Genomic DNA, 13,537 nt, shown 5'->3' on the forward strand with positions numbered 1-13,537 from the left:
AACAGAATCATAAATTGCTTTTACAAAAGAAGAAAAGAGAATTAAGCGAATATAAAGCGATTGGGATGATCCAAGATCATCTATTTCTGTTATATCAAGCAATACAGCAAAACAACCAAGAGATAACAAAGATCCTAACCCGCCTGTTCAACCTTTTACAGAGGAATGGACGGAAATCCCACAGATATGAGAAGAAAACTGTCTTTGATATTATGGGTGTTGTCTATGAGTATAGTGGATTGAGAAAACAAAAGAAAGTTGCATAATTTTTTAAAAATGAAACCCGTTAGGGTTTATTCGGTGTGCTTACTTTTAAGGACATCAAATATTTTAAGAGTTTTTTAGTTCATATGAACAAAAGTTCATTTTGTTTCCGCTCTTAAGTTGATGGGCATGGTTTAGCACCCTTATTAACCGATAACCTCATCTTACATGCTATGGCGCAAAGGATAGATATATTCGCTATTTGGTACTATATCGTTTTAGGGATTGGGTTATATGTTTTAACCGGATTACATAAGAAGAAATTGATTATTCTCGTGGTTGTTTTATTTATAGTTACAACCGCTTTAATGAGTATGGGTGGGATTATGCAGGAGATTATGAAGCCACCGATGTAAAAAATGCCCTAAGAAAAGGGCATTTTTGGTTTTTATATAAAAATATTTAATTACCAGAAAGCAGGAGAAATAATGTTTGCACTAAATAACCTCTATAAAAGAACAACAGAAAAGAGCATTTTTTAAAAATAGAGAAAATATCATGGGATTAAAATGATTAAAGGAGTAAGACGGTTAAACTTTATTTCAAGTCAACAATAAATGTTGGTTTCGAATAAAGTTTGATTAGAAATGTTTTGCAAATCCTTATTTAGTGAGAAGCAAAAAGAATCCATAAAAAAAGATTGGTCAAAACTCATTTAGAATTCTTTAATTAAAATATCACCACTTTATTTCAAATCTACATTAATGGATATGGGAGGATTATAAAGTTCTTTAGTATTATTTTAAGAGCAAACGATCTCACTTAAACCATCCTATCACTTTCGACCAATCATTACTTATTCCTATCATTCGAAATAGAAAAAAGGCCTCTCTGCTATCTAAATGTAATTCCAAATTCATGAGGCTGCTTCTTCCCTTCTCTTTTCCCTAGCCTTTACTGACTATAAGAGGAATGCAATCATATACTTAAGATTCTATAAAGTCTCTTTAAAAAGTTGTATGTGTTTTCCCTCCACCTTCTATATGCTTCCGTAAATAATAATACCTATGGAGTTCCATAATGAAATGAAACAAAATAAACGAAAGCATTGAGTATACACACATTAATACAATTGCTACCATCTTTTGTGTTGCAAAACCAAGACTGATATTAGCAATGAGTTGACCCAATCCTACAAAAGCCACTACTCCGAAACCAGAATTTTTTTTCGATGATTTTGATTTCTTTATTGGTTCCTGAAGTTTTTTAATATGCTTTTTATAGTAATGATACAAAGCAAAAATATACAAACCAACTGAAAAAATAAAATAGATTGGAGTTTGTAATTCTAACATTCCATATGCAAACTTTTGAGTTATAACCAATAATCCGATTGAACATACGATGCCAAATATCCCACGAAATAGGGTGTATTGTAATTGTCGTTTCCGAGGATTTATAACAATCCATATTGCCCATAAATTTAAAAAAGCAATTGGCGGAACTACTATATACATATATAGTGGTTGAAAAGGATTTACAAAGGCAGGCAAAAGTACAAATATATCTGCAATACCAATAACAAGAGTAATTATAGTCGATCTTATATCATCTACAGCATAAAGAGCCATATAATATTCAAAAACTTTTTTATTAAAATCTGTATTTTTTTTCATATTAATTAAACCATCCCAATACTAATCCTACCATAAGTGCTAAACTGGAGACTACGATCATTCTTTTCATAGAAGCTTTCCCCCTATTCCAAATAATACCTCTTATTTATATATTAAATTACGCTGACCGCCAAGGATTTTTTGTATGTTCTTTTATTTCATCTAAATAGTAGAACTTTTTTTGCTGAATAATCTACCTATACGCAATAACGCCCTCTAAAAAATTTAGAGGGCGTTATTGTATCTATTCAATATTCAATTTTGATAATGACATATCAACATACATGGAATTTAATCTTTTTTCACTGTAACAAAAAATCAACCCATCAGATAGCGATATCTTATGAGGTGATTTATATTATTCTTTATTAAAAGTTACAATAAATGTTGGTTTGTAATAAAGTTTGATGATTTCTGTGATCCTTCCTCCATTAAAGCGCCCGATAGTTGAAGAATGAAATTAAAACTTTTCCCTAGGTGGATCCGTTCTCAAATTCAAATTTAGCTGTCTGTGCAAAATTTATACCCTTAGCGAACCACGAAAGCCCCTGGCAGCATAATAGGATTCTGCTCCATTGTGATAAACGAAAACGTGCCCGAAGCGGCAATCGCAAAAAAGGGCACCGCCGAGTTCTCTAATATCAGAGGGCGTTTGTACCCAACTCGAAGTTTTCATATCGAAATCCCCAAGTTTTTGCAACGCCCGATATTGTTCTTCCGTTAATAGTTCAATGCCCATGGCAGTTGCCATATCAATAGCGTTATTTTCTGGTTTATGTTTTTTTCTTGACTCTAGCCCTTCACGATCATAACAAAGGCTTCTGCGACCTTTAGGACTTTCCGCTGAACAATCATAAAAAATATATTCGTCCTTCTCTTTATCATGACCAACAACATCCGGTTCTCCACCAGTTACTTCCATTTCATTGAGCGACCACATTTTTTCAGTATTAGCATCCAACTTTGTTTGGACTTTAGCCCATTCAAGACCTTCATGGCGGTTCATGTTTTTCTCAAAACGAGCTTGCAATGCTCTGATTAATTCTTCACGCTGTTCTGCTGGCAACTCATTTTTATTCTCTGGCATATTAGTCTCCTCCTTTAAGTATATGTTTTATAATAAATCGTCTAAATAATTATGCGAACTCAGTTTACAATAAATTATATAATTTATTAAATCTATTTTTCAACAGTCTGACCATTTAACGAAACAACTTATTGTCACTCAACAGTTCCTTAATCGATCTTTCAATTCCAGATATTCTTTTTTTCACTATAAAAACACCCCTTTAGATAATCTAAAGGGGTAAAATGATACGACTTTATTTTAAATTTGCATAAACTAGTTACTCTACTAATCTCCTACTCAACCGTAACAGATTTAGCTAAGTTACGTGGCTTATCAACGTCACACTCGCGGTGAAGTGCTGCGTAGTATGAGATAAGTTGTAATGGAATAACTGCTACTAGCGGCGCTAGTGCTTCGTGTACAGCTGGTAATACGAAGCTGTCGCCTTCCATTTCTAAGCCTTTCATTGAGATGATACATGGGTTAGCTCCGCGTGCCACTACTTCTTTCACGTTACCACGAATTCCAAGATTTACGTGCTCTTGTGTAGCAAGTGCGATAACTGGTGTACCATTTTCGATTAAAGCGATTGTACCGTGTTTTAATTCTCCACCAGCAAATCCTTCTGCTTGGATGTAAGAGATTTCTTTTAGTTTTAACGCACCTTCTAAACCTACGTAGAAGTCTACGCTACGTCCGATGAAGAAGCAGTTACGTGTCGTTGCTAAAAATTGTTTTGCTAGTGTATCCATTTCTTCTTTTTGATCACAAAGTACGACCATTGCATTTGCTACAAGTCCTAATTCATGTGTTAAATCAAAATCAAGTACTTCACCTTTTGCTTTTGCAATGTCAGCTGCTAGGATTGAAAGTACTGCAAGCTGAGCTGTGTAAGCTTTCGTAGAAGCAACTGCGATTTCTGGTCCTGCGTATAAAGGCAATGTATAGTCAGCTTCACGAGAAAGCGTAGAACCTGGTACGTTTGTAATTGTTAATGCTTTATGACCCATTTCATTTGTTTGCACAAGTACTGCACGGCTATCTGCTGTTTCACCACTTTGTGAAATGTAAATGAAGAATGGTCTTTCTGTTAATAATGGCATGTTGTAAGAGAACTCACTTGCTACATGTACTTCTACAGGTACTTTTGCAAATTTCTCGATAAACTGCTTTCCAACAAGACCAGCATGGTAGCTTGTTCCACACGCAATAATGTAAATACGATCGCTATCTAAAATTGCGCCACGGATGTCCTCATCTAGTTCAATTTCGCCATTTTCATTTTGATATTTTTGAATGATATTACGGATTACAAGTGGTTGCTCATCGATTTCTTTAAGCATGAAGTGAGGATATGTTCCTTTTTCAATATCACTTGCATCTAATTCCGCTGTAAACGGTGCACGTTCAATCGTTTCACCTTGTAAATTTTTAATTGTAATACTTTCTTTTGTTACAATTACCATTTCTTTATCCATTAATTCGATAAATTGATCTGTAACCTGTAACATTGCCATTGCATCGCTTGCAACAACATTAAAGTTGTCACCAACACCTACTAATAGCGGGCTTTTGTTTTTAGCAACATAAATCATGTTTGGATTTTCAGCATCAAGTAATCCTATCGCATAAGAACCATGTAAAATGGATAACGTTTTACGGAATGCATCTTCTACACTTAACCCTGTGCTTACTTGCTGTTCCATAAGCTGAACGATAACTTCTGTATCTGTTTCACTTACAAACGTTACATCTTGAAGATATTCTTTTTTCACTAATTCATAGTTTTCAATTACACCATTATGAACAAGCGTAAAGCGTTTTGATGTACTTTGATGCGGATGTGCGTTTACTGTGCTTGGAACACCGTGTGTAGCCCAGCGTGTGTGACCGATTCCCACGCTTGCCGCTACGTTCTCATCTACGATTTCACGAAGTTTTGCAATACGGCCTTTTTCTTTGTATACAACAACACCGTTCTCTGCTTGTACTGCAATACCTGCTGAATCATATCCGCGGTATTCTAGCTTCTCTAAACCTTTTAATAAAATTTCCTTTGCATCCTGCTCTCCAATAAATCCTACGATTCCACACATGTTTAGTCGCCGTTACAAATGCTTACATTGCTCTGCGAACATGTAACGACATAGTCCGATCCCATTATTTATATATAAAAAACGGATTACATATTGCTAGCCCTGTAAGTCTGTAACGGCTTTCACCTTCCTCTCGATTGGGTTTAAGTCCGTATATACTTATACAGCTAGTATTCATCCGTTCCTTTTCTCTCATCAGACTTTTACCTTTGTCCACTGAGTCACCTCGGTGATTTAAGTAAAAGCTTTCGGTTGTGATGAACAACCGGGAGTCATCCGCCGAAATCTCGATAAAACTCCTCCTCGTCAACTACACAACTTGTAGTTCTGGCGCTTTCATAATTCATATATTTACTTTGAGAAAAAGAACAAGACAATCTTATAACAAACAACAGAAACCGTCAATGAAAATTTTTTCATTGTCTATAAAACATATGAAAAAGGAGCACAAAGCGTGCTCCTTTTTCATATGAAATCAATCAATTATTCAGCGCCAACTTCAGCTTTCACAACTTCTACAATGCGATGTACATATCCATCACAAAGTTCTTGTGTCGGTGCTTCTGCCATTACACGAATAAGTGGCTCTGTTCCAGAAGGACGAACAAGGATACGTCCATCTCCGTTCATCTCTTCTTCTACCACACGGATAATTTCTTTAATTTTCTCATTTTCTAATGCCAATTTCTTATCTGTTACACGAACGTTCACTAATAATTGTGGGAACTTTGTCATTTCACTTGCAAGCTCAGACAATGGTTTCTTCGTCATTTTCATAATGTTTACAAGCTGAAGTGCACTTAACATTCCATCACCAGTTGTAATGTAATCTAGTAAGATAATATGACCAGATTGTTCACCACCAAGGTTATAACCGCCACGTTTCATTTCTTCCATTACATAGCGATCACCAACTGCTGTTTTATTACTTGTAATACCGTTTGCTTCAAGTGCCTTGTAAAATCCTAAGTTACTCATAACAGTTGAAACAACTGTGTTATGTTTTAGTTGACCAGTTTCTTTCATGTACTTCGCACAAATGTACATAATTTGATCTCCATCAACAATGTTTCCTTTTTCATCTACTGCAATTAAACGGTCTCCATCGCCATCAAAGGCAAGTCCAATGTCTGCACCTTTTTCTTTAACTAATTCCGCTAAACCTTCTGGATGTGTAGAACCAACACCTTCATTAATATTCATGCCATTTGGTGAAGTTCCCATTGTAGAAATATCAGCTTCTAAATCTGCAAATAAATATGGCGCTAAAGAAGACGTTGCCCCATGTGCACAATCTAGAGCAATATGTAAACCTGAGAAATCTTCTTCTACAGTTTGTTTAATGTATTGTAAGTATTTTTGTCCACCTTCGAAGTAGTCATTCACTTGTCCAAGTTCTGTGCCTGTCGGACGTGGTAATTCATCTACTTCTTTATCTAATAAAGCTTCAATTTCTGCTTCTTGCTCATCAGTTAGTTTAAACCCATCTGAACCGAAGAATTTAATTCCGTTATCTTGTACTGGGTTATGAGATGCTGAAATCATAACACCCGCTTGTGCATCTAACGCTTTTGTTAAATAAGCAACTCCAGGAGTTGAAATAACGCCAAGGCGCATAACCTCTGCTCCAGTTGATAATAGTCCTGCTACTAACGCACCTTCTAGCATATGACCAGATACACGTGTGTCGCGACCAATAATCACTTTTGGACGATCTGTATCCTTTGTTAATACATATCCTCCAAAACGTCCAATTTTAAACGCTAATTCAGGCGTCAATTCCTTATTCGCGACACCGCGCACACCATCTGTACCAAAATATTTACCCATTGCTATTCGCTCCTTTTTCTTGCTCTGTTTGTTTTTGAGTTTCTGTTTGTTCTTGAGTTCCCTCTGGATTTTCTACTTCACTCTCTTTTTCAGGTTCTTTGTTTTGATCCTCTTCTGTTGGTTTTTCTGCTTCAGTCTCTTTATCTTTTTGTGAATCTGGTTGCTCTGGCTTACCTTGTACTTCTTGATCTGGCTTTTCTTTCTTTACAAGAGTTACCTTCGCATTTTTTTGTTTTGCTTCTATTGAAACATTATTAGGACCGCTAACCTGAATTGGAATATCATGTGTCCCAGGAGATATATTTTGCAGATTAATTGATGCTGTTATTTGTGCTGCTGTTATTTTATCTACTATACTTGCTTCTCCTGAAATATCAACGCTTATCTTTCCATTTTGCGGAGAAAGTAGTTGTAAAGTAAGTTCATCTGACAACCCATTTGTTTGTATAGAAATACCATCAATCGTCTTCTGCTTTGTCTTTTGTTGCTTCTGTACTTCGACAGAAACCTTCACTTGACCCGGACTTACATTTGTTACACCCTTCGGTAATAAAACAGAGGCATCGAATGTTGTAGACTCTGTAATTTTACTAAGATCTACTTCGACGCCCTCCAAGGACTTTATATTGTCCAAAACATCTTTTGGACCTGATATTGTCACTTCATTTGGTTCGACACTAATGTTTGTAACAGTTAACCCTTCCGGTACACTTCCTTTTTTCACATAATTTAACGGAACTGTTTTTTCAATATTATTTGTCACAGTTGGATTTGAAACTGGGATTGTAACATTCACTTTAGACGGTGTTGTTTGTAAGTCTAACTTTCGTCCGTCTTCATCATACAATACAATTTCAGCTGTCTTTGTTACTGTTTTCGTTATCCCCTTCAAATCAATATATGCCCTGACAAGCGCAACTTTTGCTAGTTCCTCTTTTGTACCAGTAACTTCAACAGTCCCTGGTTTAATAGTTGGATTAGCCCCCATACTACCGCCCGGCATTTGATTCTCATTTGAATACTTCACTTCCACAGGAAATGATTTTTTCACCTTATTTTGGATCGTAACTTTAACTTTTTCTGGTTGAACTGTTGCTTTTAAATTGTTTTCCATCCCGGTATATTTTAAAGGAACATCATATGTTCCAGTAGAATACCCACGTAAATCTAAAGATACACCAAACTCGCGTTGTGACTTTGCTGCAGTAATCACATTTTTAGGCCCTACCAATTTTACTTTTACATACTTTGGAATGCCGCTTACAATATATCTATCTTCATCGTAGTTTACTGCTACAACAATGTTAGATACTGTTTCTGTTACATCACCCGTTGGAAAAGGCGATGCACCCTTATTCACTGTCGTGTTTTTATCTGACAAATTCGTTGACATGTAAAGCATTAACGCCAATAGTAATGAAATTCCTTTTAAAAACCAGTGGTTCTCCATTAGCTTATCCATGACGCTTTCTCCTCCAATTCCAATTCCATAAAGATGAAGAAGTTGTTTTCACATTTCCACTGAACTCTGCTAAAAGCATTTCTTTCAGCTGTTCAACTTTTAAATCACGATGCAATTCTCCATTTTTAGTTAAAGAAATTTGGCCTGTTTCTTCTGATACAACTACTGTAATGCTATCAGTTACTTCACTAACTCCCATCGCAGCCCGGTGACGCGTTCCTAATTCTTTTGATATGAACGGGCTTTCCGATAATGGTAAATAGCAAGCTGCTGCTTTAATCGTATTTCCTTGCATAATAACTGCTCCATCATGAAGCGGTGTATTTGGAATAAAGATATTAATAAGCAGTTCTGATGAGACATTCGCATTTAAAGGAATCCCGGTTTCTACATAATCTCCCATCCCAGTTTCTCTAGATAATGTAATAAGCGCACCAATGCGTCGTTTACCCATATATTCGGTTGCCTTTGCTACAGCATTCGCAACTATTTCATGCTCTTCTTCTTCCTGACCAATTCCACGGGAGAACAAGCTTCCTCTTCCTAATTGTTCAAGCGCTCGTCTAAGCTCCGGTTGGAAAATAATAATTATCGCTAAAAATCCCCATGTTAAAGCTTGATCCGTGAGCCACTGCAACGTATGCAAATCAAATAAATAACTTAATATACGAACGATAATAATAACCGTAATCCCTTTCAAAAGTTGAACAGCTTTTGTGCCTCGGATTACAAGAATTAGCTTATATATAACAAACCACACAACGGCGATATCTAATATCGTACTGAGATATTTCAAAAGGTTCATATCTCCAAAAGGCATGCTACCCCTTCCTCCTACTTATGAGCAATTTTATCCATATACTGAAATATTATTATTCTGCTCTATCTGTATGTATTTACAACAACTAGTTAATTATACCATACATGAAAGAAACGACAATTACAAACGCCGTTACCAACTTGGTGGAAATTGGTAAGATGTCGAACTTTTTTTATAAAACGGTATAATATAACTCATTATTATACTCTCTTTTTAAAATAAAAAAAGCAGCATTTCAGCTACTTTTCTTACATTTATTTTAGTTTTTCACCGAATAAAGAACCCATTAAAGCTACCGCTGTTTTTGCCGTTCTGTTTTTCTCATCTAAGATCGGATTTACTTCAACAAACTCAGCCGATGTAATAATATCAGCCTCTGCTAGCATTTCCATCGCTAAATGACTTTCACGATATGATAATCCACCAGTTACAGGTGTCCCAACTCCTGGTGCATCATGCGGATCAAGTCCATCTAAATCTAATGATAAATGAACACCCTCTGTATGCGATAAATACGCAATTGTTTCTTCCATAACAGCGGTCATACCCATACGATCAATTTCATGCATTGTAAATACTTTAATTCCTTCATTACGAATAAATTCTTTTTCACCTTCATCTAATGCACGCGCACCGATAATAACAACGTTTTCCTTTTTAATCTTTGGATACGCTTCATATAAATTAACGAGTGAAGGATGTCCATAACCTAAACTTGCTGCAAGTGACATACCATGAATGTTTCCAGACGGTGATGTCTCTTCCGTATTTAGATCCCCATGTGCATCGTACCAAATAATCCCTAAATTTTTATAGTGCTTTGCCACGCCTGCAAGAGTCCCAATAGCTATACTATGGTCTCCACCTAGTACAAGTGGAAAACGACCTTTTTCTATAATATGATCAACCTTACTTGCTAATTCATCGCAAACATTTGCAACTTGTGTAAGGTTTCTTAATTTTGTATTTTCAACTATTTCCTGTTCTCTTTCAATACATAGGTCTCCGATGTCATCTACGTCATACCCGATATTTTGAATTCTTTCAATTACTCCCGCATAACGAATCGCGCTTGGTCCCATATCAACTCCACGACGCATTTGCCCTAAGTCCATTGGAACTCCAACGATTGAAATTTCTTTCTTCATAGATAGTATCCCCCTTTTATGCCTTCACTAAATATTTTAAATCTTTTATATAGTCTGACTCAACTCGACATTTTTTCGTATGTATATGCACCATATTCACTCATATCTATGTAAAAAATCTATATTTCAAATCTATTCTATGCATAAAGTAAACCATTTCGAAGGAATCTCATTGTACATGTATTTATAAATAATTGAAAATAAAAAACGCCTCTTATATTAGAGACGTCTTTCTGATGCTATTTTCCATACAGATGCGATATTTCGTGCGGTCATTTCAAGATTCTCCGTTGCTACTATATAAGCTTCCTCTAGTGTCATTGGACTTGATGTGGCACCAAACACAGCATCTATTCCTTCTTTATAAACTGAAATGTGATTAGGAAGTACGGAACCTCCAATAGCTATAACGGGTATATGCAGCCTCTTTGCACGTCTAGCAACTCCAACTGGAGCTTTCCCATAAGCTGTTTGTACATCTATCCTTCCTTCACCTGTAAGAACAAGATTTGCTTCTTTTATATGTTCATCAAAGTTTGTATAGTCTAATACAATTTCAATTCCTTTTCTTAATTTTCCTTGTAGTACAGCAACAACTGCAGCACCTAATCCACCCGCTGCTCCTGCACCCGAAATCTCTTTCACATCAATATGTAAATGCTTTTTTAATATATGGGCATAATGTTTTAAGTTATTATCTAATTGTGCAGTCATTTCTGCATTTGCTCCCTTTTGCTCTGCAAATACAAAAGATGCTCCTTTTTGTCCTGTTAAAGGATTATCTACATCACACGCCGCTTCTAGTTTTACATGCGCTAAACGAGAATCCAAATTCGATAAATCAAAAGAATTAATAGAATGTAAATTTCCACCGACAGGTTCTATCACTCGTCCATCTTTCTTTAAAAACTTTACACCTAGAGCAGAGAGCATTCCAGTCCCCCCATCGTTCGTAGCACTTCCTCCAAGCCCTAAAATTATGTGCTGTACGCCTTTATCCAGCGCATCTAATATAAGCTCTCCCGTTCCTATTGTTGTTGTGATGAGAGGATTTCGCTTTTTAACTGGAACATGATGTAATCCAGATGCTGCCGCCATTTCAATAAACGCTGTTCTTTTATCTTGAGAAATACCGTAAAATGCCTCTACACGCTCTCCTAGTGGCCCTGTTACATGGAGTGAAATAATTTTTCCATCTGTAGCATCAACAAGGGATTGAACGGTACCTTCTCCTCCATCTCCAATTGGTATTTTTACATACTCAGCTTGAGGAAAGATTTTAGTAAATCCCTTTTCAATGGCCTTACATACTTCCATCGCTCGTAAGCTTTCTTTATATGAATCAGATGCAATAACAATTTTCAACACCTATCCCTCCATTCCCCATATCTAAACAAACTTCCATTCAAATCGTATATTTCATTCTATCTTTCTATTGTAAATGAAATGAATGGAAACTTGTCCCTATTAGGCAGGATAAAGTGAAACTTTAATCAGTGGGGGTTTTTCTTCATCCCCCACTGATTATTAGTTGAACAAATCGGGCATTAACGGACAGTTGATCCCCCCACCTAACTTCCTTGCTTTCGCTGAACTTTGAAGTGAGGTTCTTACTGCCCGTTAATGCGGGATAAACAAAAAAACCTTACATCTTTTGATGTAAGGTTTTTTCCAGAGTGTTGGGAAACCCTTTAGGGTTTCCGACACTCTGGAATTTTTTTAATATTTTAGTGAATGAAAACAATAAAAAGTGATAGAAGCTAGAAAAATAGCCCTTCACCTGACCCTTTTTGGTCAGGTGAAGGGCTATTTTTTTCATGTTTTGGCAAGCTGCGGTGAGATAAGCCTGCATTTGGACAGACTTCAGCCCCCGGAACCGAGCGTATCGATAGCCATGTAGCTCTTTGGCATCCGCGAAGCTTCGTTCAATAGTAGAACAGCGTACCTTATATAGTTTTTTACCTGTACTTGTTAATTTGTTTTTTCGTGCAATATCTTTATACTCTTCCCAAATGTGATGTGTAATGACCTTCTGTTTTTGTTTCTCTGAGAAACATTTGTTACGCAACGGACAAACTGCGCAATCTGTTGGATTAGACTTATATTGGCGATATCCTTCTCGATCGGTTGTCGCATATTCTAAAATACATCCCATTGGACAGGCAAATACATCTGTTTCTTTTTCGTATTTAAATTGGCTTTTTGGTACGTCTTTATTTCTTTTTCCAAACCGGCGATACCCCATCACCATAAATATATTCTGTTCCGATAATTTTTTGCAGATATAACCTGTAAAGTAGCCAGCATCAAGTGCCACTGCTTCTATTTGAAATCCAAACTTATCAACTTGTGCTTGAAGTCGCTCTAAATACGGCTCGGAATCCGCTACATTTCCAGCCGTAATAAATGTATCTGTAATCACATTATATTTCGCATCCGTTGTACGATGATCTAAGAAATGAAAACCGTTCGGTTTTCCATCTCGCATTAAAAAGCCACTATCTGGATCTGTTGTACTTACACGTGTTTTTTTGATTGGGGTATCACGTTCCTTTCTTGGTTTTAATTCTTTTTTCCGTGTTTTTCCCTATCTTTTATAACTGCCGCTTCTAATTCTTCCATATATAATTTAGGGCGCTCTTTTTTTACTTTGTGTACAAATTTATTTTTATTTGCGTTTGCTTTCACATGAGTTGAATCTGTCATCAATGCGCGCCCACCCACCATACGATGTTCCATCGCTTGACGTACAATTTCATTAAAGATTTCTTCAAAAATATTTGTATGAATAAAACGAGTACGACGGTTCCAACTGATTGTGGAGTGGTCTGGTACTGAATCCGATAAAGAAAACCCTAAAAACCAACGATACGCAATATTAGTTTTAATCTCTTTTTCTAATTGACGTTCAGATCGAATACCATAAAAATAGCCAATAAACATCATTTTGAATAAGACGATAGGATGAATAGAAGGGCGACCATTGTTTTCACAATAATAAGGACGTAACTTTTCCTCGATAAAATCAAAATTAATAGTCGCTTCAATTGCACGAAGAAAATGATCTTGTGGAACTAACTCTTCAACAGAAACTGATACACGCTCATCGCGATGATTTTTCAATGCACCCATCATAATAAATCGCTCCTTTTCCTCTTTTTATCATTGTTGACAGATAAAAAAGGGTTCAGACACAAAAATAGGCTGTGGAGCAAACTTTCTCCACAGCCTG

Annotated in this window: 10 protein-coding genes and 2 pseudogenes; 2 read left to right on the plus strand and 10 right to left on the minus strand. The window is 36.2% G+C overall.

Features of this window, described 5'->3' with window-relative positions; translation table 11 throughout:
• Window positions 1-266, plus strand: a pseudogene (locus tag Y7E_RS32265) (IS4 family transposase); the annotation flags it as partial.
• Between the two features lie 171 nt (window positions 267-437).
• A complete protein-coding gene (locus Y7E_RS34625; RefSeq protein WP_237741416.1) occupies window positions 438-620 on the plus strand; it encodes a hypothetical protein in 183 nt (60 codons plus the stop codon).
• A 591-nt stretch (window positions 621-1,211) separates the two neighbouring features.
• Here the strand turns inward: Y7E_RS34625 and Y7E_RS0126990 are convergent.
• The 10 genes and pseudogenes from Y7E_RS0126990 to Y7E_RS32275 form a co-directional block, all read right to left on the minus strand.
• Window positions 1,212-1,880, minus strand: a complete 669-nt coding sequence (locus Y7E_RS0126990; RefSeq protein WP_017154316.1) for a hypothetical protein — start codon at window positions 1,878-1,880, stop codon at window positions 1,212-1,214.
• Between the two features lie 520 nt (window positions 1,881-2,400).
• Window positions 2,401-2,967 (minus strand): DUF4256 domain-containing protein, encoded by a 567-nt coding sequence (locus Y7E_RS0126995; protein WP_017154317.1) that lies wholly within the window; start codon window positions 2,965-2,967, stop codon window positions 2,401-2,403.
• A gap of 275 nt (window positions 2,968-3,242) precedes the next feature.
• On the minus strand, window positions 3,243-5,045 hold the full coding sequence (gene glmS / locus Y7E_RS0127000; RefSeq protein WP_017154318.1) for a glutamine--fructose-6-phosphate transaminase (isomerizing): 1,803 nt from the start codon (window positions 5,043-5,045) through the stop codon (window positions 3,243-3,245).
• 12 nt (window positions 5,046-5,057) lie between these two features.
• A pseudogene (locus Y7E_RS34630) lies at window positions 5,058-5,241 on the minus strand (hypothetical protein).
• 287 nt (window positions 5,242-5,528) lie between these two features.
• On the minus strand, window positions 5,529-6,875 hold the full coding sequence (glmM, locus tag Y7E_RS0127005) for a phosphoglucosamine mutase (protein ID WP_017154319.1): 1,347 nt from the start codon (window positions 6,873-6,875) through the stop codon (window positions 5,529-5,531).
• Complete coding sequence (locus tag Y7E_RS0127010; protein ID WP_017154320.1) at window positions 6,868-8,337, minus strand: CdaR family protein; 1,470 nt, start codon at window positions 8,335-8,337, stop codon at window positions 6,868-6,870. The genes glmM and Y7E_RS0127010 overlap by 8 nt, the downstream gene beginning before the upstream one ends.
• A complete protein-coding gene (cdaA, locus tag Y7E_RS0127015) occupies window positions 8,330-9,157 on the minus strand; it encodes a diadenylate cyclase CdaA (protein WP_017154321.1) in 828 nt (275 codons plus the stop codon). Before cdaA ends, Y7E_RS0127010 begins: the two co-directional genes overlap by 8 nt.
• Window positions 9,158-9,411: 254 nt before the next feature.
• Window positions 9,412-10,305, minus strand: coding sequence for an arginase (rocF, locus tag Y7E_RS0127020; RefSeq protein WP_017154322.1), 894 nt, complete (start codon window positions 10,303-10,305; stop codon window positions 9,412-9,414).
• A gap of 219 nt (window positions 10,306-10,524) precedes the next feature.
• Window positions 10,525-11,670 carry a glycerate kinase gene (locus Y7E_RS0127025; RefSeq protein ID WP_017154323.1) on the minus strand — a complete coding sequence of 382 codons (1,146 nt, stop codon included), beginning with the start codon at window positions 11,668-11,670 and terminating at the stop codon, window positions 10,525-10,527.
• A gap of 280 nt (window positions 11,671-11,950) precedes the next feature.
• Window positions 11,951-13,440, minus strand: a protein-coding gene (locus Y7E_RS32275) for an IS1182 family transposase (protein WP_237741417.1) whose coding sequence is annotated in 2 segments (ribosomal slippage) — window positions 11,951-12,879 and window positions 12,879-13,440 — 1,491 coding nt in all. Because the reading frame shifts where the segments join, the coding sequence is not laid out codon by codon here.
• Window positions 13,441-13,537: the final 97 nt, after the last annotated feature.

The sequence above is a fragment of the Bacillus bingmayongensis genome (genome assembly GCF_000299035.1).
In the GTDB taxonomy this organism is placed as follows: Bacteria; Bacillota; Bacilli; order Bacillales; family Bacillaceae_G; genus Bacillus_A; species Bacillus_A bingmayongensis.

What these genes read in the sequence shown, in the direction of transcription:
- Y7E_RS0126990 (WP_017154316.1), bottom strand. Translation starts at nt 1,880, where the DNA reads ATGAAAAAAAATACAGATTTTAATAAAAAAGTTTTTGAATATTATATG.
- Y7E_RS0127010 (WP_017154320.1), bottom strand. Translation starts at nt 8,337, where the DNA reads ATGGATAAGCTAATGGAGAACCACTGGTTTTTAAAAGGAATTTCATTA.
- glmM (WP_017154319.1), bottom strand. Translation starts at nt 6,875, where the DNA reads ATGGGTAAATATTTTGGTACAGATGGTGTGCGCGGTGTCGCGAATAAG.
- cdaA (WP_017154321.1), bottom strand. Translation starts at nt 9,157, where the DNA reads ATGCCTTTTGGAGATATGAACCTTTTGAAATATCTCAGTACGATATTA.
- Y7E_RS34625 (WP_237741416.1), top strand. Translation starts at nt 438, where the DNA reads ATGGCGCAAAGGATAGATATATTCGCTATTTGGTACTATATCGTTTTA.
- Y7E_RS0126995 (WP_017154317.1), bottom strand. Translation starts at nt 2,967, where the DNA reads ATGCCAGAGAATAAAAATGAGTTGCCAGCAGAACAGCGTGAAGAATTA.
- rocF (WP_017154322.1), bottom strand. Translation starts at nt 10,305, where the DNA reads ATGAAGAAAGAAATTTCAATCGTTGGAGTTCCAATGGACTTAGGGCAA.
- glmS (WP_017154318.1), bottom strand. Translation starts at nt 5,045, where the DNA reads ATGTGTGGAATCGTAGGATTTATTGGAGAGCAGGATGCAAAGGAAATT.